The following is a 23,868-nucleotide window of genomic DNA, read 5'->3' as shown; positions in this document are numbered from 1 at the left end:
GATCAGCGCCCCTCGTTGTCGGTGTTCCGACCGGTGCCGTCGAGGACGGACCGCCGGATGTGCTCGGCGGCGGCTTCGACGCCGAGAGATCCGCTCACCACCTCGTCCAGGACGTCGTCGATCAGCGAATCCGGCAGGCCGTCCTCCGGTTCCCCGCCCGCGGTGACGGGGTGGCTGTCGGGGAGACGGCCGTCGACCGGCCGCTCCGCGATCCAGTACCGCTCCCTGGCGAAGGGGTACGTGGGCAGGGGGACGATGCGCGCCGCTCCCGCCGGGTGGAGGCTGCCCCAGTCCAGCTCGAAGCCGTTCACCCACAGGTCGAGCACCTTGGCGTACATGCCCTTGGCCAGCCACGTCCCGACGACCGCGCTCATGTCCGCGTCGGCGGTCAACGCCGTCAGCGCGCGGTCGGCTCGTGCGGCGCGGCCACGGTGCAGCCCGGCGCCACCACCCCCGGGCTGGTCCAGGAAGGTCTGCAGCCGGTCCCGCAACTCGGCGAACGAGCGTACGACCGTTCCCAGTCGCTCACGCATGGCCTCGCGTCCGACCTGCAGGGTGTACGCGACATCGGCCAGTGCCGCCCCGGTCCGCTCCGTTTCCAGGAGCGAGCCCAGCAGAGCGCTTGCCTGTTCCCGCAGCCGTTCCTCGTCCTTGGCGGACAGGACGACCACGGCCGGCTCGCCGGCCCGGACAGCCCCGGGAGCCGGCTGGTCGCGGACGTACTCCTCGATCACCACATGGGCGTTGGAACCGCCCGCGCCGAAGGACGAGACGCCGGCCCGGCGCGGCACCTCGGAGCTGACACCGTCGACCGTGACGACCGGCCGCTTCCATTCCGTGCCCTTGCGCTGGACGACGAACGGCGTCGCGTCGAAGTTGATGTGCGGGTTGAGCTCGTCGACGTGCAGGCTGGGGGCGAGTTCACCGTGCTGCATCTGCAGCACGGTCTTGAACACGCCCGCGATACCGGCGGCGGCCTCGGCATGGCCGATGTTGCTCTTGACAGAACCGATCGCGCAGTACCGCACATCCTGGGTGTCGTGGGAGAACGCCCGGGTCAGGCCGTTGATCTCGATCGGGTCGCCCAGGGCGGTACCGGTGCCGTGCGCCTCGACGTAGCTGATCGTGCGCGCGTCGATGCCCGCCCGGTCGAGCGCGTCCCGCACGACCCGGCCCTGTGCGACCGGATTCGGCACGGTGTAACCGTTCGTCGTGCCGCCGTGGTTGATGCTGGTGCCGCGGATGACGGCATGGATGTGGTCGCCGTCCCGCTCGGCGTCCTCCAGCCGCTTGAGGACGAGCGCGCCGACGCCCTCACCGGGGACGAAGCCGTTGCCGCCGGCACCGAAACTGCGGCACTTGTCCTCGTCGGCAAGCATCTGCAGACCGCACAGACCGATGTAGCTCGACGGATGCAGGTAGAGGTTCACACCGCCGGCCACCGCCAGTTCGCAGTCGCCGTGGAGCAGGTGCTCGCACGCCTCGTGGAGCGCTGTCATCGAGGAGGAGCACAGCGTGTCGACGGGCATGCTCGGACCGTTGAGGTTCAGCTTGAACGAGACGCGGTTGGCTGCCGACCCGAAGGAGGTGTAGGGCTGGGCGGTGTCGCCGCGGCGCCATCGCTCGGGGCCGTAGAGGTTGTGTCCGGCGCGGGTGATGCCCACGAAGACGCCGACACTGGACCGGTGTTCCCGCTCGAGGCGGGCCCGCGTGTAACCGGCGTTCTCGAATGCCCGCCACGCCTCCTGGAGGAACAGTCGTTCCTGCGGGTCGATCTCCGTGGCGTCGTTCGGCGTCATCTCGAAGAACAACGGGTCGAAGTCGGCGAATCCTTCGAGGAAGGCGCCCCACTTGCTGTAGCTCCTGCCCTTCGCGGCGGCATCCTCCTTGTCGGGCTCGTAGAAGCCGTCGAGCGCCCACCGGTCGGCGGGGATCTCCGTGACGGTGTTCCGGCCCTCGCGCAGCACTGACCAGAAGGCGTCGAGTGTCTCGGCCTGGGGGAAGCGCGCGCTCATTCCCACGATCGCGACGCCACCGGTGCGCCCGGACGGCGGTGCGGGACGAGCCGCCGCGCGGCCGGGCCCGGGCCGCGCGGCGGCCTCTGCCGGCGCCTGCGCGTCGGGGACGACGGTCCGCGCCGCTGCTGCCACCGCCCCCTGTTCGGCGGCCGGTTCGTGGCCGACTCCGAGGGCACGGGCCACGGCCGCACCCCGCTCGGTGACGAAGTGCTCGGTCAGCGCCTCGATCGTGCGGTACTCGAAGAACAGGGTGCTGCTCGTCTCCCCCAGATCCTTCTTGAGGCTGGTCAGCAGCTGAAGGATGAGGATGGAGTCGATGCCGTAGGCGGACAGCTGCTCGCGGGCGTCGATGGATTCGGCCGGGATCAGCAGCGTCCGCGCGACCAGCTCCTTCAGATAGGTGCGCACGACGTCGCCGAGCAGCGCCCCGTCCACCCGGGCCGCATCGGCCGGCGGCACCGGCTGCGGGCCGGCCGACGGCGGTCCGGAGACCGGCCCGGAGAGCGGCTCGGCCACGGACCGCGACTGTGCGCCGCGGGGCCGGCGGATCACCCCGTCACTGAAGCCGACCACTACTTGCTGGCCGAGCGGGTGCGCGTCCCGCGCGGGGAACTCGACGCCTTCGAAGCCCTCCCACTCCAGCACCGACTGCCACGTCTCGGGCCGCAGGCCGGGCCCCCCGGTTTCGCGCAGATCGGTGTCGTGCGGCCACCAGCCGTCCAACAGCGCGAACGTCAGCATGCCGAAGACGGTGTAGCCGTCGATCTCGTTGACGACCACACCACCACCGGACCTCAGCAGCGCTTTGCTGTTGCGCAGTGACACGCGGATGTCCTCGGTGGCGTGCAGCACGTTGGTCGCGATGACCAGGTCGTACCCGCCCTCGTCGAATCCCTGCTCGGCGACGGGCCGGCCGGCGTCGAAGATCTCGCAGCGCAGGAACGGATTCCGCGCGCCGAACTCCCGTCGGCCGTGAAGGAGGAACGCCTGGGAGAGATCGGTGTAGCAGTACTCGTCGATGTGCCGCTGGTACGGCTGGAGCCGGCGCATGACCGTGGCGGTGGTGCCGCCCGTTCCGGCACCGATCTCCAGGATGCGTATCCGGGCTTCGGGATCCTGCGCAAGCCTGCTCTCGACCAGTGCGACCACACAGTCACCGACAACGTCGTTGAAGTAGTCGGCGATCATGTTCCGCTTGTAGATTCCCTCGACGAGATCCAGCGAGGAGCCGGGGAAGATCACGTCGACGGCAGGGACGGTGCCGGTGAGGACGTCCGGCAGGGCGCGCAGCGTCGTGTCGACCAGGTCGACGGACGCGCGCAGTTCGGGGTCCGCGAGCCACTCGCGCCTGCTGCGTTCCCACTCTGCAGCGGTGGCGTCCGGATCGACGGGGTGGGACGCAGTGGCCCGGTAGCAGCCCGGGGAGCCGCTCGCCGCGAGCCAGCCCTGCCGCGCGAACAGCTTCAGGGTCTCCGACGCCCAGCGGTCGTACTTTTCGGGAATCCCGCCGGCCTGCCGGAAGGAGTCCGCGTCGACGGTGCCCGTACCGATCCAGCCGCGGCCGTGCAGCGCGCACCACAGCAGTCGCAGGAGCAGCTCGTCCAGCGTCCGCAGCTTGGACTTGGCCTGTGCCTCCACGGTCCGCACCTGCTCCCCGCGCGCGGGGAGCAGCGGGGCGAGCCGCCCGCTCCGGCGCTCCGCCGGGTCCAGCACACGGATCGCCTCGCGATCGGTGTAGCCCTCGAACCGCTCGGGCTCGCCGGTGTTGAGGTAGGCCACCTGCCCGAGCGGAGCGGCCAGCAGCCGCTCGACCGCGTCCATCGCCAGCGCGGGGTCGATGTCGCCGAGTCCCTCACGCCGGTAGATGCGCTCACGGACGTGCTCCGGCACATCGAGTCCGCTGCCGACGGCGCCCCAGAAGCCCCAGTTGACCACCTTCACGGCGTACGGGCGTACTCCGGAGAGCCGACGGGCCAGGGCGTCCTCGAAGGCGTTGCCGGCCACGTAACTGCAGTAGCCCATGGTCGGGTTGACCGACGCGATCGAGGAGAAGAAGAGCATGAAGTCGAGTCCGTCGGCGTCGAAGACCTCCGCCATGCACACGCTGGCGTCGATCTTCGCGCTCAGGCCCTGCCTGAACTGCTGCTCGGTCGTGTGGGGCAGGCTCTGGTCCACCAGGCCGAAGGCGGACTGCACCACGCCGTGGACGGTGCCGAACCGCTCCTGGATCCGGGCGTACGCGCCCCGCAGGGAGTCCATGTCGGCGGCGTCGGCCCGGACGTACCACGGCGCCGGCCCGAGCGCGGCCAGTCGGTCGATCTCCGCCTGGATGCCGGTGTCCTTCTCCCGGCGGCCGATCCAGACGACCTGTGCCCGGTAGCGCCGGATCAGATCTTCGCTCCAGAGCCGGCCGATGCCGCCGGCCCCGCCCAGGACGACGTAGACCCCGCCCTCCTTGTACGGGGAGCGGGCCGGTGCCGGCAGCTCCACCCGGTACAGGCCGCGGCGGAACCACTGGCCGTTGCGCAGCGCCCGCACGGTCGTGGCCGGGGCTGCGAGCAGGGTGCGGGCGGGGAGCTCGTCGGACACGCCCAGGTCGAAGGATCCGACGCTCCAGTGGGGCAGTTCCTTTGCCATGACCTCGGCCAGGCCCAGCACGGCCGCGTCGGCGGGCAGCACCGGCTCGCCCTGCCGCACGGGCTGGGTCTGACGCGTCACCACGGTCCACGTCAGCTCCTCGCCGCCGTAGCCCAGCTCGAACAGCGCCTTGACCAGCCGGAAGAACGCGATCACTCCGACGGCGGTGCGCCTCAGCAGCACGCCGGGCTCGGCGCCTGCGTCCGCCGGGGAGATCCACACGAGGGTGTGGACCCTGCCCACGCCCCGCAACTGCTCGGTGAGCGACTCGGTGTTCGCCGAGCCGTCGGCGAGGAAGTGCGCGTCGGGGCGCTCGGCCGCCAGAGCGGCGCGCTCCGCGACACTGCCGCCCACGACGACGATGCCGCTCCGGACGTCCGGGCCGGCGCCCGGCTCCGGGGCCTGTGCCTCGACCCACAGCGGCGCCAGCGCCATATGGTTGGCGCCGGCCGCCTGCGGGCCCGGCGTGGGCGTGCGGTCGGTGGGCCGGGCGGGCGCGGTGTGGCGAGAGCCGTCCTCCGGCAGCCAGTGGCGCTGCCGTAGGAACGGGTACGTCGGCAGGGGGACGCGACGGTATGTGCCGCTCTCGAAGAGCCGCTCGTACCGGAGCTGGTAACCCTGCAGGTAGAGGGCGCAGACGGCTTCCAGGTGCTCCCGACGGGCCGTCCCGGTCGCGCCTTCGGCGCACTTGCGCAGACAGCTGTCGCCGAACTGCTCCAGGGCGGTCTGAGGGCTCACCGCGTTCTCCGTGAGGTCGGCAGTGCGCACCTCCTGCGCCCGTCCGTCCGTGAGCCACCGGCCCAGAAGCGTCACCAGTTGGGCGGTGTCGCGGGCCACACATGCCAGCCGGACGGGGCAGTGCCGCCGGCCCAGTACCAGGGTCGCGCTGATGTCGCCCAGGTCGGTGTCCGGGTGGCGGTGCAGGTGCTCCACCAGCCGTTCCGCCTGAATCCGCAGTTGCTCCGGGGACAGGGCGGACAGCACCACGAGGTGGTCCTGGACGGGCGTGGTGTCCCGGCGCGGCAGGTCGGGGGCTTCCTCGACCACCACATGGGCGTTGGTACCGCTGAACCCGAAGGAGCTGAGCGCCGCGCGCCGCGGTCGGCCCGGCTCGGCCGTCCAGGAGCGGTGCGCCGTGTTCACGTAGAACGGGCTGCCCGCGAACTCGATGTGAGCGTTGCCCTGTTCGAAGTGGAGGCTGCGCGGCAGCTCGCGGTGGCGCAGGGCGAGCAGGATCTTGATGAGCCCCGCCATCCCCGAAGCCGGCGCGGCATGCCCGATGTTGGTCTTGACCGAACCGATGGCGCAGTATTCACGTTTGTCGGTGTAGTGACGGAACGCGCGGGTCAGCGCCTGGAACTCGATGGGGTCGCCGAGCTGGGTGCCGGTGCCGTGCGCCTCGACCAGCTGAATGCCGGCGGGGTCGATGCCGAAGGTGTCGTACACCTGGCGCTCCAGCCGTTCCTGCGACTTGGCGCTCGGCGCCGTGATGCCGTTGGAGGTCCCGTCCTGGTTGATGCCCGACCCGCGGACCACGCCGTGGATGTGGTCACCGTCGGCGAGGGCGTCGCGCAGCGGTTTGAGCATGACGACGCCGACGCCCTCGCCGGGGACGAAGCCGTCCGCGCCCTCCGCGAAGGTGTGGCACTGGCCGGTCTCCGACAGCATCCCGGCTTTGTGGGCGTTCAGGTAGTAGTCGGGTGCGCACTGCACGGACACTCCCCCGACCAGGGCCGTCTCGACCTCGCCCGCACGCAGTGCCTGGCAGGCGAGGTGGAGGGCGACGAGAGATCCGGAACATGCCGTCTCGACGGCGATGGCGGGTCCCTGAAGATCGAGGAGGTAGGAGAGGCGGGCCGGGATGATCGCCTCGGCGTTGCCCCACATGGCCTGGGCGGGGGCGTCCTCGCTGGAGCCGGTCAGGTAGTCACTGACCTGGGTGCCGATGTAGACGCCGCAGGACCGGCCGCGGATGGCGTCGCCCGCGTAACCGGCGTCCTCCAGTGCCTTCCACGCCTCCTCCAGCACGATCCGCTGCTGGGGGTCCATGTAGGTGGCTTCGAGGCCGGATATCTGGAAGAACATCGGGTCGAACCGGTCGATGTCGTCCATCAGCGAGGCATACCGGGGGTGGGGCGCGCCCGGCGCCACGAAGGCCGACATGTCCCAGCGGGAGATCTCGCCGACCAGGCTGCGGCCGTCGGCGAGGTGCTGCCACAGCTGGTCGGCGTCCTTGGCCGTGCCGAACCTCCCGCTCATGCCGATGATGGCGACCGGCTCGCCGGCAGGGCCGGGGACGGCCGCGGACACGGCGGGCCGCAGCGTGCTGGTCACGGCGGGCGCGGTCACTGCGGCGGGCAGGGCCGGCGGCCCGGGAACGGCCGACGGCCCGGGAACGGCCGTCGGGGCGGCTTCAGGAGTCAGGGCCGAGGCCGGGAGCGGCGACGACGCGTCGAGGTGGTGCTCCGCCACGTAGTCCGCCAGCGAGCGCACCGAGCTGTGGTCGAAGAGGTCCGTGACGGAGAGCGAGATGCCCAGGTCGGTGCTCAGTTGCTGCGTGAGCTCGACACCGAGGATGGAATCCACGCCGTAGTCGGCGAAGGAGTCCTCCTCGGATATCTCCCGGCGATCCAGGCCCAGCGACGTCTGGAGCCGCCCGACGATCACGGACCGCACCCGCTCCTGCACGTCGTCCGCACCCTGCGGTGCGGTGTCGGGCACTCCGGTCCGCTCGCCGGTGCCGGCCACCACGATCTGGTGACCGGCTTCGTGCACGGGGGCGGCGGGGAAGGACACGGCGGTGAAGCCCTCCTCCTGCAGCACCCGCTGCCAGGTTTCGGGAGCCAGCCCCGGGCAGCCCGGTATGCGCAGTTCGGCGTCCTGGTAACGCCACCAGCCGTCGAGCAGCCCGAAGGTCAGGTGCAGGAACGGGGTCCGCGTCGCCAGTTCGTTGAGGACGAGTGCGCCGTCCGCGCCCAGCAGCGCCCGCGCGTGCCGCGCTGCCGCCCGGACGTCATGGGTCGCGTGCAGGACGTTGGTGGCGAGGACGATGTCGTAGCCGCCCTCGCCCAGCCCCTGCTCCGCGGGGGCGCGCTCCACGTCGAACAGCTCGAACCGCAGATACGGGTGGTCTGCGCCGAACTCCTGCCGCCCGTTGCGCAGGAAGTACTGGGAGACGTCGGTGTAGCAGTACTCCGCCACGCTGTCGCTGTACGCCGACAGTCGGCGCAGCACCTTCTCGCTGGTGCCGCCGGTGCCGGAACCGATCTCGAAGATGCGGACACGGTGGGCGGGGTCGCGTTCGAGCAGGACCTCGACGCGGGCCGCCACCAGCTCCGCCACGAGCTCGTTCAGCGCCGTGGCGCTGTCGCAGTCCCGGTACACACCTCGTACCAGGCTCATCGACGACCCGGGGAAGATCACGTCGGTCGCGGGACGTCGGCCCGCAAGAACCTCGGGCAACTCGCGAATCACCGGTTCCAGCAAGTTGACGTAGGCATTGGTGCCTTCACTCTCCCGGCACACCGCCTCCCAGCGCCGCCACACGTCGGCGCCGTCGAGACGCGCCCTGTCGGTCAGGGTGTAGCGCTCGGGGCCGTGCTCCAGGTAGCCGTGCTCGGCCAGGGTGCGCAGGCTCTCGGTGAGCCAGCGGTCATAGCCGCCCCCCGGATTCAGGGCGGCTCTCAGGTCGGCGACAGACCCACCGGCGCGGTTCATCCCCAGCGTCTGCAACTGCAGCAACAGCAGTTCGCAGAGCAGGGCGTCGTCGAAGCCCCGGGCACCACCGGAGTCCGCGAGCACCCTCCGCAGCCGCCGGTCGTCCGGGCCGCCGGCATCGGTGGGCCCGGTGTCGTCACCGGCCTGCCGCGGGGCAGTGGACTTCTCCAGGGCGAGCTGGTGGTACGGCCCGGAGAGCAGGAGGTCCAGCGCCGCCATACCTTCGGCGGGTTCGATGGAGCCGATACCGCTCTGCTCCATCCGCTGTTGGTACGCGGACGAGGCGACGACTCCGACACTCCCCCAGTAGCCCCAGTTCATCACCTTCACGGTGGTGGGACGGCTCTGCTGCCACAGCCGGGCGAACGCGTCCTTGAAGACACAGCCGCACACGTAGTTGCTCTGTCCCGCGGATCGCTGGAACGAGTTGATCGAGGAGAAGAACAGCACGAAGTCCAGCGGCTCGTCCGCGAAGACCTGCGCGACGCGGACGCTGATGTCCACCTTCGCGCGCACGGCGGCCCGGAAACGATCCTCCGGCATCCTGGCCACAGTCTGGTCGAGCAGCGCGAGCGCCGAGTGGACGACGCCGTTGATCTCGGGGAAGCGAGCCCTGATCCGCGCGACAGCGGCCGCCAGCGCCTCTCTGTCCGTGGCATCGGCCTGCAGGTACCAGGGCGCCGGTCCCAGTCGGGACAGTTCGTCGATCCTGGCCCGGATGGACTCGTCCTCGGCGCGACGGCCGATCCAGACCACCTGCGCCCCGTAGGTGCGTACGACGTGCTCGGTCCAGACCGCGCCGAGGCCGCCGGCGCCGCCGATGACCACGTAGACCCGGCCGCGCCGGTACGGCACCGCCTCCGCGGGGAGCGCGTCGAACGCTACCGGTGCCAGGGTCTGCCGGAACCAGCGCCCACCACGGTGAGCCCAGCTGCCGTCGGACGGCTCCGCCGGCAGGCGCAACGCCTCTCTCAGTACGTCGTCACGCAACGCCTCCACATCGGCCAGGCGCACCCGCCAGCGCGGGTTCTCCTTGGACAACGACCCCAGCAGGCCGTGCACGCCTGCGTGGGTCGGGTCGATGCGGTCGCTGTCGACGACACCCTGGCTGCGGACCGTGAGGGCGGTCCAGTCCAGGTCCTGCTTGTCGTAACCGAGTGCCAGCAGCGCCTTGGCCAGCCGAAAGCCGGCGTACACGCCCTCCTCCTGGCGGGTGATCAAGTCCTCGCTCTCCGGCAGCACCGCAGGACCGCCGCTCGCGACCCAGACGACGCTGCCGTAGTGCCCACCGCGCGCGAGCCGCTCCCGCAGACCGTCGACGGTGTCGTCGGCCCGCAGCAGCAGTACGGTCACGTCCTCCCCGCGCCCGGTGAGGACGGAGGCCAGTTCCTCCGGGTCCGCACCGACCAGCAGCGTCCGCCCCCGCGGCCCGTCGCCGTCCGCCGGCAGTCCGGTCTGTGCCGGCTCCCAGCGCGGCTCCAGCAGCACCAGGCGCCCGTCGGCGGTGGGCTGCTCCGACGCGGGCCGCATCCCGGTCACGGTGCGCAGGGGCCGGGTGCTGAAGGCCCTGAACCGCACGCGGACCTCGCCCCGCACATCGCACAGGTCGACGTCGAACTTGTCGCCGTTCTCCGTGGCGCGCCTGAGCCACGCCCACATGACCGGCTCGCAGGGGCCCAGGATCTCCACCGCCTCCACGGCGTACGGAAGGTGGAGGCCGTCGCCGCCGTGCCTCAGGCCGATGGAGGACTGCAGTGCGGCGTCCAGCAGCCCCGGGGGCAGCACCTGCGTCCCCGGGCCGTACTCGGGCACCTCGGGCAGCGCGAGTTCGGCGAGGACCTGGGCATCTCCCACAAGGAGTCGCCTCAGTCCCTGGAAGGAGGACCCGTACACGATGCCCTGACGCCGGTAGACGAGGTACACCTCCGTCGCGGCCATCTCGTAGCGGCCGCACTCGGCCCGCAGTCCCTCGAGATCGAGCCGTGGCCGCGCCGCCGGTCCGCCACCGGGCTCGATGCGCCCCTGGCTGTGCACGACGGGGCCGTCGGCGCCGGGCGCCAGAATGCGGTAGCGGGTCCCCGAGACGCCGTCCGGCTCCAGTTCGACGTGGATGTCGAGCGGGGTGTCCCCGACCCTCACCGGCCGCAACCACACGACGTCGCGGAGCGTGACGCCTTCCGTCGGTGCGTTCCGATGTGCGGGGAGCTCGGCATGGGCGGCGCGGGCCAGCTCCAGGTGAGCGACGCCCGGCAGGATCTTCTCCCCGGCCACGACATGGTCGCGCAGGAAGGACTCCGATCCGGTGAGCACCGTGTCGAACCGGCGTCCCGCGGCGTCGGCACGGCCGGGTGCGGCCGCGAACAGCCCGTCCGGCACCGGCCGCGCCGTGCGCTGCCGCCACAGGCGCTTCCTGGCGAAGGGGTAGCCGGGCAGCGCGACCGGCGCGGTGCGCCGGCCGCCGGACAGCCGACGCCACGCCAGGTCGTACCCCTGGCAGTAGGCCCTCGCCGCGGCGCGCAACGCGTCCCGGAGATCGGTGCCGTCGTGGTGCGGTCCGGCCGCCTCCTCCAGCAGCCGGTCGCCGGCCTGCCGGGCCTCGTCGCTCGGCACGAAGTCCTTGGGCACTTCCCCGGTGAAGACGTCGGGGTCCCGACGGTCCGCGGCCCGCAAGCGCAGCAGGCGCACCGCCTCGGCGTCGTCGCGGGCCACGACCGCGCAACGGTGCCGGAAATGGGGCCTCCCGTCCAGCAGGGTCGCGCCGACGTCACGCAGGCTGTGCGGGTGCCGGGTGTCCTCCAGGAAGTCGATCAGATCGGCGACACGCCGGCGCAGCGACTCCTCGGACTTGGCCGACAGGGCCAGCAGGTGGGCGGGCATCTCCGTGACCTCGTCCTCTCCGCGTGCCGGACAACTCTCCACCACCATGTGCGCGTTGGTGCCGCTCATGCCGAAGGAGCTGATGGCGGCGATCCTTCTGCGCCCGGCGGCCTCGGGCCACGCCCGGTTCGCCTTGTTGACGAAGAACGGGCTGTTCTTCCAGTCGATGTACTCGTTCTCCTGCACGCAGTGCAGGGACCCCGGGATCGTCTCGTGGCGCATGGCCTGCAGGACCCCGATGAGGCTGACGAGCCCGGAGGCCGCGAGCGTGTGCCCGACGTTCGGCTTCACGGACGTCAGTGCGCAGTACCGCCGCTTGTCGGTGAAGCTCCGGAAGACGTCGTTGAGCGCGTTGACCTCGACGGGGTCGCCGAGCCGCGTGCCGGTGCCGTGGGCGACCACGTACTCGATGTCGGCCGGGTCGATGCCGTGCCGCCGGTAGGTGTCGCGGAGCAACGCGATCTGGGCATCGCCGTTCGGGGCGGTGATGCCGTTGGACCTGCCGTCGTAGTTGATGCCGCTGGCGCGGATGACGCCGTGGATCCGGTCGCCGTCGGCCACAGCCGTCGACAGTCGCTTCAGCACCACGACGGCGACGGCCTCGCTGAGCACCATCCCGTTCGCGCGCTTGTCGAAGGCGTAGGTGACGCCGTCCTCGGACAGCATGCCGGCCTGCCGGGTACGGGTCAGCAGCTGCGAGGTCGTGATCAGGCTGACCCCCGCGGCCAGAGCGGCGTCGGACTCGCCGTTGCGGATGCTCGCACATGCCTGGTGAACGGCCACCAGCCCCGACGAACACGCCGTGTTGATGGCCATCACGGGACCGCTCAGGTCCAGCAGGTACGACAGACGTGCGGCGAGGATGCCGTCGTGATTGGCGGTGACGCTGCCCGCCTCGGGGTCCGGGGTGTCGTAGTCGCCCTGCTCGACCCCCACGAACATGCCGATCCTGCGGGTCGCCGCAGGCGTCCAGCCCGCGTCCTCGAGGGCGCGCCATGACTCCTGGAGCAGCAGCCGCTGACGCGGGTCCAGGCTCCGCGCCTCGTTGGGGGATATCTCGAAGAACAGCGGGTCGAACTCGTCCGGACCGGACACCTGGCCGACGCGGAACGCCGCGAAGGAACTGTCGTGCGGCTCGCCCCACAGGTCGAGGCGCTCGCGGGCGACGGGGCTGACGACGTCGCGGCCCTCCGCGAGGACGGACCACAGCTCGGAGGGGTTGTCGGCGCCGGGGAAACGCCCGCTCATGCCGATGACGGCGATGGCCTCGTCGTCGTCCGTACGCGGCTTCCGGACGCCGTGGTCCGCGCCTGTGTCCGGGGTGCCGCCGGCGTCACGGCCCGGCTCGGCGCCGGGCCGGGGCCGGCCGGCCGGGCTCGGCCCGTCCTGCGGCGGTGCGGGCTCCGCAGCGGCAGGTTCGGAGACGGCGTCGCCGACGCCGCGGTCGCTGTAGAACGTCGTCAGGAGGTCCTTGTGCTCGGTGGCGAAGTAATCCCTCAGTTTGCGCAGCGTGGAGCGGCTGTAGAAGAGGGCGGGCGTGACTTCCACACCGAAGTGCTTGCCCAGTGCGGTGGCCAGTCCGGCCAGACTCACCGAGTCGAAGCCGTAGTCGGCGAGATTGTCGTCCTCGTAGAGCCGGTCCGAGGACAGGCTGACCGTGCCGCTGACGATCTGCCGCAGGTCGTGTGCCAGGCGTTCCTCGACGCCGGGGGTCGGCGCCGCGTCTGGGCCGCCCACGACCGTGGGGACGGCCGGCCGGGCCACGGTCGCGGTCGCCACCGGCCGTGCCGGGATGTCGGCGGGCGTCAGTCCCAGGAAGCGCGACACCCGGCTCGGCCCGCCGACCAGGATCATGTGCTGAGTGGCCTCCTGGGACAGCAGCCGCTCGAACAGGGCGATGCCGTCCGGTGTCTCCAGGAAGTCCTGGCCGCTCGACTTCAGCAGCATCGTGGTGGTGTCGTGGTCGAAGCCCATGCCGCCCTCGCGCCACAGCGGCCAGTTGACGACCACGGTCCGGCCGGACAGGCGGCCCGCCCGCACCTGGGCGTCACGATGTCGTGCGTAGGACATCTGGAAGCGGTTCCCGACCGCGTAGTCGCAGGTGCCGAAGTCGCCGATGACGGCGGCGGTGGAGGAGAAGTAGCAGACGAAGTCCAGCTCTTCGCCTGCCAACGCCTCGTCCAGTGCCATCGTTCCCCGGATCTTGGGGCCCAGGACGTCCTCGAAGGAACGCAGATCCTTCTCCAGGATGCTGCCCTGCCCCTGGACACCGGCGGCGTGGACGACGCCGTGCAGTGCCCCGAAGCGCTCGTGCGCCTGTGTCACGGCCTGCTTCATCGCGTCGGCATCGCGGCTGTCCGCCTGGACGTACAGAATCCGGTGTCCGTCGGCGAGGCCGCGCAGCGCCTCCTGGCGTGCCTCGTCCAGCGGGGAACGGCCGGTCAGGACGAGATTCGCCGCGAAATGCTCCGCGAGGTGCCGGGCAACGATCAGCCCCAGCCCACCACAGCCGCCGGTGATCAGGTAGGTACCCCCGTGCCTGAGGGCGCCGGGACCGTTCTCGGCGAGCGTGGTCTCTCGGACGCGGCTCACGAAGCGGCCGCCCGAGTGGTACAGCGCACTGACCGCCCGCTCCTGACCCAACTCGGCCATCAGCCTCGCCAGCCAGGCGGCGGTGTCCGCCGGCCGCAGCGGATCGGCGGTGTCCTGGAGCACGGCCACCACGGACAACTTCGGCATCACCATGCCCAACGAGCGCTCGAAGCCGAGATGCGCCTCGAGCAGCGCGCGCTCGAGGCCGTCGCGATACTGCCCTGCCACCACGAAGCGCCGTGCGTCGATCCCCGCGTCGGCGACTGCCTGGACCGTCAGGACGACATCACTGAAGTCGCTGGTCGCTGCGCCGCGTTCGAGCGCCTCCATACTCACGACCGCGTCGATGGGGACCGGTCCCGCCGCGATGTCCCGGAAAGCGTCCAGGTAGTCCTGAGCCGCACCGCGGCGGACCTGGTAGCAGTGGGGGTCCGGCTTCCGGAAGGTGTCCCCGTGTCCGATGAAGACCGTGTGGAGGCCGGGGTCGAGTGCCCGTGCGGCCTGCGCGACCGCCGCCTGACGCTCCGCTCCGGTGCACAGGAAGACGATGCCGCGCAGCGCACGCGTCGCGCTCTCATCCAGAGCCGCAGGCTCCCAGTCCTCCACGAAGGCGAGCGGCCGGGCCTGTTCCCCGGCGGTGGGCCGGGATGTGGGCGCTGCGGTGCCGGCCGGAGCCGCCGTCCGCGGCGGCTGGAGCGCGAGCGCGGGGGGCGCGTCGAGCCAGTGGCGCTCCTGGACGAACGGGTACGTCGGCAGGGGGATTCGACGCGGCCCGGCGCCGCGGGCGAGGGAAGCCCAGTCGAGGACCAAGCCCTTCACCCAGACGTTGGCCAGCTTGTCGTACCGGCCCTGTACGAGCCACTGCTGTACCAGTTCCCGCATCTCCTCGTCGGCTTCGAGGAGAGCGACGGCGTCCTTGTGCTGTCGCACGCCACCACGGAAGGCGTTCGCAGTCTCCTGCTCGCCGTCGAGGAACGCGCGCAGTTGCTCGCGCAGCGCGTCCTGCCCCTCGACGACCAGGGCCAGGCGTTCCTCCATGGCCTCGCGGCCGACTTGGAGGGTGTAGGCGACGTCCGCCAGATCGGCGTCGCGGCCGGCCCCGGCCAGCCACGTGAGCAGCGTCCGGGCCTTCTCCCGCAGCCGCTCGTCGTCCTTCGCCGACAGCACCAGCAGTTCCGGACGCGGGGTCCGGACGGGGCGCACCGGCCGCTCCTGCCCGGGCGGGTACTCCTCGATGATCACGTGCGCGATGGCGCCGTGTGCGCCGAACGACGAGACGCCGGCGATCCGGGGCAGGGTCCGCGGCACCCCGTCGACCGTCCGGGTGGGCCGCTCCCACGGCTCCAGCCGGTGCTGTACGTAGAAGGGCGAGTTCGGAAAGTCGATGTACGCGTTCAGCTGCTCGGAATGGAGGGAGGGCACGAGCATCCCGTGCCGCATCTGCAGCAGGACCTTGGTGACGGCGACGACACCGGCCGCACCCTCCAGGTGACCGATGTTCGACTTCACCGAACCGATCGGGCAGTACTGCTTCTTGTCGGTGTGCTTGCGGAACGCCCGGGTCAGACCGCTGATCTCGATCGGGTCGCCGAGGGCGGTGCCCGTGCCGTGGCCCTCCACGTAGGTGATGTCCTCGGCGGAGAGCCCGGCATCCTCCAGCGCGGCGGCGACCATGTCCGCCTGCGCCAGTGGGTTGGGCACGGTCATGCCGTTCGTCTTGCCGCCGTGCACCGTGGCGACGCCGCGGATCACACCGTGGATGTGGTCCCCGTCCTCGACCGCTTTGTCGAACGGCTTGAGCAGGACACAGCCGACGCCCTCGCCCGGCACGTAGCCGGTGCCGCCCTCACCGAACGAGTGGCAGCGTCCGTCCTCGGCGAAGAAGTTCATCTGGCTGAGCGAGACGTACTTGTTGGGGTGCAGCGACAGGTTCGCGCCGCCGGCGAACGCCAGCGACGAGGAGCCGTTCCGGATGCTTTCGACCGCCATGGCGATCGCGTAGAGCGACGAGGAGCACGCGGTGTCGACGGTCAGGCTCGGCCCGTGCAGGTTGAAGAAATAGGAGACGGCGTTGGAGGCGGCGGCACGGTCGGACAGGACGACGTCCTGTCCGCTGTACAACTGGTACTCGTTCCACATCATGCCCAGGTAGACACCGACCTTGCGGGCCTTGTCGGGGCTCAGGGACTGCCGCGTGTACCCTGCGTCCTCCATGGCTTCCCAGGCGGCCTGGAGGAACAGCCGGCTCTGGGGATCGGTCAGGGCGGCCTGGTTCGCCGACATGTTGAAGAACAGTGCGTCGAAGTTCTCGGCACCGTCGATGAAGCCGCCCCACTTGCTGCTGCTCTTGCCGGGTGTCTTCTCGGCCGCGTAGTACACGTCCTTGTCCCACCGGTGCGGCGGGATCTCCTCGATGCAGTCCTGGCCGCGCTCCAGCACCTTCCAGAACTCGTCGAGGTTCCGCGCCTTCGGGTACCGGCCGCTGATGCCGATGACTGCCACGTCGCGCGGGCGGCCTGCGGACCGGCCACGCACCCCTTTCGCCGACGACACCTCGTCGGGACCCGGAGCGCCGGGCCGGAACTCCGCGAACCGACCCTGCGGCGCGACCGGCCGAGCAGGCACGGCGGCTGCGGGCGCGCTCTCGGCCACCACCTCCGGAACCACCGCGGCGGACCGCTCCAGCCCCAGCAGTTCGGCCAGACGCGCCGCCTGGTGCTCGGTGAAGTACTCCGCCAGCTCCTGGATCGTGCGGTACTCGAAGAACAGCGTCCCCGGAATGGAGTCGAAGTCCTTCGTCAGCAGCCGCATCAACTCCATGATCTGGATCGACTCGATGCCGTACTCCCCCAACTCCGCGGCAGCGTCGATCCGCCCCTTCGGAATGCGGAAGACCTGCGACAGCCGGTCCCTCAGGTACTCGACCGTCCGTGTGAACAATTCGCCCGAGCCCTCCACGGGCACTGGTTCCCCCGCACTCGTGACGGCCGCGGGCTCCTCCACGGCCACCGGCTCCGGCTCCACCGCGACCCCGGCCGGCTCGGCACCCGATCGCTCGGACCCTGCGACGCGCAGCACCTTCTCGATCTTCTGACGCTCGCCCTTCGTCACGACAACCTGGGTCTCGTCGGACATCAGGATCTGCAGCAACGCCCCGATGCCCTCCTCGGTCCGCAGTCCTCGCAGACCCGAGTGGTCGCGGTAGAGGGTCTTCGCGGGGCCGTCCTCGGCGAGCTCGCCGAGCATGCCGCCCTCGTCCCAGTACGGCCAGTTGACCGATATGCTCCGGCCGTGCCGCAGGCCCTGCGCCCGCAGCTCCTCCCGATGCCGGACGTAGCCGTCGAGAAACCGGTTGGCAGCGGCGTAGCTTCCCTGCCCGAAGTCGCCGACGTAGGCGGCAATGGACGAGAACATGAAGAAGAAGTCGAGCGGGTCCGCGGCGGTCAGTTCGTCCAGATGGACGGTCCCGTGCGTCTTCGGCGCCAGCACCGCCTCGAAACCGGCCCAGTCCACCTCCATGACACCCGTGCCGCCGATGACACCCGCACCGTGGAAGACGCCGTCCAGTGTGCCGAACCGTTCCCGCGCCGCGGCGAGCGCCGCGCCCACGCCGTCGCGGTCGGCCACATCGCAGGCGAGGTAGAGGACCTCGGCCCCGGCGGCCTCCAGCGCGGCGATCTTCTCCCGCAGCGAGGCGTCCGGCTCCCGGCGGCCGAGCAGGACGAGCTTCGCCCGGCACTGCTGGGCGAGGTACCTGCCGAGGTGCAGTCCCAGGGCTCCGGCTCCACCGCTGATCAGGTAGACGCCGCCCTCCTTCAGAGGCAGCTCCGAGGAGGCGCGGCGCGTACCCCCGGTCCACGGCCGCAGCACCCGCTCCGAGCGGATGCCGTCGGCGTGCCGGATCTCGTGCCAGCCCCGGGGGACGGCGCCCTCCGCCCTGCCGAGTTCACGCAGCACGCTGCCGACAGCGGCGTCCGCGTCCCCCGCGTCGGCGACCTGGAGGCTCTTCACCAGGAACAGGTGGTCGACCGCCGTCATGGCACGGCCGAAGCCCGAGAGTGCCTCCGCTGCCGCCCGCTGCGGCCCCGGCCGGTCCGGCAGCACGGACAGGTACTGGACCTCCTGCTCGGCGCCGGTCCGTTGCACGGCCCGGAACAGGTGCAGCAGGCCCTGCAGCTCGATCGTGAGGTCGGACGGGTTCCGGTTCAGCGGCCAGAAGTTGACGATCGCCTGCGGTAGCAGGTCCCGTTCGCCCAGAGTCCGCAGGAGCCGGTCGAAGTCTTCGGCGCTGCGGCGGTCCACGCTGAACAGATCCGGTCCCGACTCCTGGAACGCGCTCCCGTTCCGCACCCGCACGACGCGGCCCGCATACACCGTCCCGAGTCGGGTTCGGCGCGTGTCCTCGTCGTCGAGGAGGAGCAGGGTACGCCCGGCGCCGAGGGACTCCGCGTCCCGGTCGAAGCCGGCGTCGGCATCGGTCCAACGCGGCACGTAATAGTGCAACTTCTCGCTCTTGTCGGCCGTGAACTCCTTGAACACCAGGCCGGTGAGCCGAACGCACTCGGTGCCGCTGTCGTCGCAGATCGCCAGGTCGACGCTCATCGCGCCGTCACGGGCGATCCGGTGGATGGTGGCATGGCAGTAGGACCGGCGCGGAATCGGCGCGAACACCACCAGCTCTTCGAGGCTGAACGGAATGCGCAGCACGCCGTCCTGCTCCCCGATGCCGCGCAGGGTGTTGAGCGCGGCGTCGAACAGCGACGGATGCAGGGTGAAACGGGGGTACTCCTCTTCCAGGCCGTCGCCCAGCACGATCCGGGCCAGCGCCTCGGTCTCGCCGCAGTACAGCGTCTCCATGGCTTGGAAGGTCTCGCCGTACCCGAAGCTCAGCTCCCGGAGGCTCGCGAAGATCTCGGCGTTCTCGCGGCGGCCGGTGCACCGCGCCTTGATCGCGGGGATGTCGATCGCGCCTCGCGCCCGCGGGGGCCGGTCGGCGGCGTAGCCGGCCCGGCCCTGGGAGAAGACGGTGCGTTCTCCTTCGGTCCCGTCATGGATGACGAACTCCAGCACATCCTGTTCGAGCGGGGTCAGCTCGATGTGCACCGTCCGGGATGCTCCGTCCATGACGATCGGACGGCCCCAGATGATGCCGCGCAGGGTGACGCTGTCGGAGTCGGTGGCCAGACGGGAGGCGGTGTACGCCATCTCCATGTGGGCAACGCCGGGCAGCAGGATCTTCCCGTCCACAACGTGGTCGCGCAGGAAGAACTCGCTCGCCGACAGGCGCTTGCTGAAACGCTGCGATCGGAGTGTGGAGTCGTTGCTGTCCAACAGCGGGTGCAGCCCGGCGGACGCGGGCAGGGCGTGCGGCAGCGCTGCGCGGCCGGACGTCGCCGTGTCGGCCCAGTAGGTCTCGCGGGCGAAGGGATAGCCGGGCAGCGACACGCACGGGAGCGGCCGGTCGCCGAACAGGTTCTCCCAGGCCAGCTCGTAACCCTGGCAGTAGAGTTCGGCCAGGGCTCGGACCGCGTCCCGGTACCGGGCGTCCTGGTCCCCCGTGCGGGCGCGCCCTATCAGCTCGTTCCCGTACTCGGTGAGCGCGTTCTGCGCGCGGAAGTCCCTCCCGGACAGCCCGCGGAACACCTGGGGGTCCTTCGTGCCGCCGAGAACCTTCTGCAGCAGCAGCTCGGCGTCCTCGGGGGTGGCCGCGACCAGCGCACAGCGGTGCGCGAAGTGGTGCCGCCCCGCGAGCAGCGTGCTGCTGATCCGCCCGAGCCCCACATCATCGGCTCCACCGGCCTGGAGGAAGGCGAGCAGGTCCGCCACCCGCGCCCGTAGCGCCTCGTCGGTCTTCGCCGACAGCGCGAGCACGTACGAGGGCCGGGACACAGCCGGAAGCGTGGCCGATCCGTCGCCGTGGCTCTCCACCACGACGTGGACGTTCGTCCCGCTGATGCCGAAGGAGCTGACGGCACCCAGCCGCTCGCGCCCCGGTCGGGCCGGCCAGGGCCGGGCCTCCTTGTTGACGTGGAACGGGCTGCGCGTCCAGTCGATGTACTCGCTCTCCTGCTCGGAGTGCAGGCTCGCGGGCACCGTCCGATGGCGCAGGGCCTGCACCAGGGCGATCAGGCTGACCACGCCCGAGGCTGCCAGGGTGTGCCCGATGTTCGTCTTGACCGAGGTCAGTGCGCAGTACTGGGTCTTGTCGGTGTACCGGCCGAACGTCTCGGTCAGCGCGTTCACCTCGATGGGGTCACCCAGCCGGGTACCCGTGCCGTGGGCGATCACGTGCTCGATGTCGGCCGGTTCGACGCCGAACCGCTGGTACACGGAGTCGAGCAGGGCGACCTGGGCGGGCTGGCTGGGCGCGGTGATGCCGTTGGTTCGGCCATCGTGGTTGAGGCCGCTTGCCGTGATCACGGCATGCACCCGGTCACCGTCCGCGAGAGCCTTGGCCAGCGGCTTCAGCACGACGGCGGCGATCGCCTCGCCCATGACCATGCCGTTGGCCCGCTTGTCGAAGGCATAGCAGACCCCGTCGGGCGACAGCATCCCGGCCTGGGTGGCGTGCTCGTAGAACTGGGACCCGGCCAACAGGCTGACACCCGCGGCAACTGCGGTGTCGCACTCACCGCTGCGAAGACTCAGGCACGCCTGGTGCACGGCTGCCAGGCCGGCCGAGCAGGCCGTGTTGACGGTCAGCACCGGCCCGGAGAAGTTCAGGAAGTAGCTGAGCCGAGCGGCCAGGATCCCGTCGTGACCGGAGGTCAACGTCTGTTCGTGCCCGACAAGACCCTGGTAGTCGCTCTGTTCGGCGCCGACGAACATGCCCATGGTGTTGTCGCTGAGCTGCTTCGCCCCGTATCCGGCGTCCTCCAGGGCCCGCCATGCCTCCTGTAGCAGCAGACGCTGCCGCGGGTCCATGTGCTCGGCTTCCTTGGGGGAGATCTCGAAGAAGAGCGGGTCGAACTCGGCTTCGCCCGGCAACCATCCGCCCCTGACCTCTGACGCGCCCGCGACACCGGCCCAGTTGCCCAGCCGGTGCGCGGGGATCGGCGCCACCACCTCCCGGCCCTCGGCGAGCAACTGCCAGAACTCCTCGACCGTGCGGGCCTGCGGAAAGCGGCCGCTCATGCCGATGACGGCTATGCGGTGGTCGCCGTCATCGTCGGCATCGCCTCCGGGAGTCGCCGCGGGTCGGGGCCCGGTGGCGGGTTCCTCACGCACCGCTGCGGACGCTTCCCCCTCGTCGGGGGCGGTCTCGTCGGGGGCCGTCTCGTCGGCAGCCGCGTACTTCCCCGCCACGGCGTCGACGTACTGCTCCTCGAGCAGATGGTCCCTGAGCATCTCCAGGGTGAAGTACGTGTAGAAGAGCGACGGCGCGATGTCGATGCCGTAGTGCTCGCTCAGCCGGAGGGACAGCAGCGTGTTGCCGACCGAGTCACAGCCGAGGTCGGACAGCCGGTCCTGCAGATGGATCTCGTCGGCCGCGAGCTTCAGCACGCCGCTGACGAGGCTCCGGAGATCCTCCCCGACACATTCCTGGACGTCGGTGCCCGCCCATTCCCTGCGGCGTGTGTGCGCGGTCATGTCCGACACGAGTTCTTCCTGCTCGATTGCGGGATCTGACTCTTCGCTCTGCACGGATGCCGGCGTCCCGGTGGGGATGGTCTCGTCGGCGGCGTCCGGTGTGATCCAGAAACGGTGCCGGTCAAATGCGTAGGTCGGCAGTCGGAGCCGCCGTCCCGGGGCCGACGTGAACAGGTCCGCCCACCGGTAGCTGCGTCCCCCGGCAAAAGACTCCGCCAGGTCCAGCAGCCGCTCCCGGTAGTCGGCGGCAGAGAGAGCGGTGCCGAGGTCGAACGCACCCTCGGCAGCGGGCCGCGGTACTCCGGTCGGCGCACCGCCCGGGGGTGTGTCCGCGGGCTCATGGAAGCAGTCGTCGGCTCGCCCGGTGTCCAGCAGCAGTGTCAGCTTCGCCCGAAGGTCGTCACGGTCGCGCACGACCAACGCGGTCCGGCGATCGAGGTGTTCGCGCCCCAGGAGCAGCGTGGCACTGAGGTCGGTCAGGTCGGCATGGGAACCGTCACTGTCGAGCCATTCCCGCAGGTCGCGGATCCGCCGCGTGAGCGCCGTACCGGTTCTGGCGGACAGACAGACGAGGTAGGCGTGGCGGTCCTGCGGAGCGGCCGATGCGGTGGCCGGCGCCTCTTCGAGCACGACGTGGGCGTTCGTGCCGCCGATGCCGAACGAGCTGACACTCGCGCGACGAGGGAGCGGTTCGTCGGCCTGCGACCGCAGAGGCTCCCAGTCACGCAGCCGGTCCACGATGTAGAAGGGCGTGCCGTCCAGGTCGATTCGCGGGTTCAGCCGCTGGAAGTCCCGCAGACCGGGTAATTGCTTGTGCTCCATCGCGAGCAGGACCTTGAGCAAGCCGGCGATCCCAGCGGCGGCTTCGAGGTGGCCGATGTTGGGCTTGACCGAGCCCAACCCGCAGAAATTGTGCTCCCCCAGGTCCGTCTTCTCGCCGCGCGCTCTGCGGAACCCCTCGACCAGTCCGTCGATTTCGACCGGATCGCCGGTCGGCGTCCCCGTGCCGTGCGTCTCCACGTACCCGATGGTGTCCGGGGAGACGCCCGCCCGGACGATGGCGTCCGCGACAACCTGCGCCTGCGCCTCGTCGCTGGGGTAAGTCAGGGTGCGTGTCCTGCCGCTGTGGTTCACGGCGCTGCCCTTGATGACGCCGTAGATGTGGTCACCGTCGCGCACGGCGTCGGCGAGGGGCTTGAGCAGGACGGTGCCACCGCCCTCCCCCCGCACATAACCGTCGGCCCGCTCGTCGAAGGGATGGCAGGAGCCGGTGGGCGACAGCATGCCGGTCTTGGCGAACGAGGTGTGCCGGGCCGGGGTCAGCACGAGGTTGATCCCGCCGGCGAGCGCGAGATCGCACTCACCCTGTTGAAGGGACTGGACCGCGAGGTGGAGGGCGTGCAGGGAGGCGGACGACGCCGTGTCGACGACCACACTGGGCCCGTGGAAATCGAAGAAGTGGGAGACCCGGTTGGCGATGACCGCCCCGACCGTTCCTGTGGCGTGGTGCGCGGCGACTTCGCGCAGTTGCCTCTCCTGAAGCTCCTTGTAGTCCAGGCTGAACGAGCCGAAGAACACCCCGACGTCACGTCCGGACAACGCGCTGGGCGCGATGGCCGCGTCCTCGACACAGGACCAGGCGAGTTCCAGCATGATCCGCTGCTGCGGGTCGGCGCTTTCCGCCTCCAGCGGGGAGAGGCGGAAGAACTGCGCGTCGAAGGCGTCCACATCGTCGATCAGGCCGGCCCATCCGCCGGTGCGCGGGCGCCCCGCACCTCCGCCGGAGACATCCGCCGTCTCACCTCTCCCTGTGTCCCAACGGACCTGTGGCACTTCGCCGATGTGCGACCGGCCATTCCTGATGACGTCCCAGAACTGGCGGTAATGGTCCGCCCCGGGAAACCGGCACGCGATTCCAATGACGGCAATGGGGACATGCTGCGGCATCAGTGGAGACTCCCCTTATCGTTCGCGATGTTTCGGCGCAGCACAACGGCCGCCCACTACCGAACCTGGGCACGCCGAACCGGCAGACCTTCTCCTGATGAACTTTTGCCAACGGTGAATGCTGCCTGGACGCGCCGCGGCAGACCGTTGGTCTCCGCAGCCGGTGTACCGCTGTCAGAATTCGCGAGCTCCGCGCGGCCACGGTGGCTGCTGCTTTCCCTGCTGCGTGCACTTTCACAGACCGCAGTGCGCGCATCCCGATTGCGACCAAAGAAGCCAGGAGGTGTGCCGGGGACCACGTCGCCCCATAAGCCCGAGGTCAGCAACGGTGGCGACGCGAAGGCATGTCGACACTCACTTCGGTGACGTCAGGCGAAATGCAGTCGACGTGTCGTCACGCCCCGGCCAACAGCTGGTTATTTCCGCTCGAGGTGCGTTCCGGGCGGCTGTTCAGCAGAGGTAGGGGCCAGATGTCCGGGCCGGCGCAGCC

At 70.6% G+C, this 23,868-nt stretch carries 1 protein-coding gene; it reads right to left on the bottom strand.

What is annotated here, in order from left to right:
- Nucleotides 1-2: 2 nt before the first annotated feature.
- Nucleotides 3-23,378: an SDR family NAD(P)-dependent oxidoreductase gene (locus tag ACFYQ5_RS03820; RefSeq protein ID WP_389192625.1), complete on the bottom strand. Its 23,376-nt coding sequence runs from the start codon at nt 23,376-23,378 to the stop codon at nt 3-5.
- Nucleotides 23,379-23,868 lie beyond the last annotated feature (490 nt).

Source organism: Streptomyces sp. NPDC005794, from assembly GCF_042871445.1.
Taxonomy (GTDB): Bacteria; Actinomycetota; Actinomycetes; order Streptomycetales; family Streptomycetaceae; genus Streptomyces.
The sequence above is the reverse complement of the archived record's forward strand: the minus strand, read 5'-3'. Positions and strand labels throughout refer to the sequence as shown.

Coding starts and splice junctions, on each gene's coding strand:
- ACFYQ5_RS03820 (WP_389192625.1), bottom strand. CDS start 23,378: ATGCCGCAGCATGTCCCCATTGCCGTCATTGGAATCGCGTGCCGGTTT.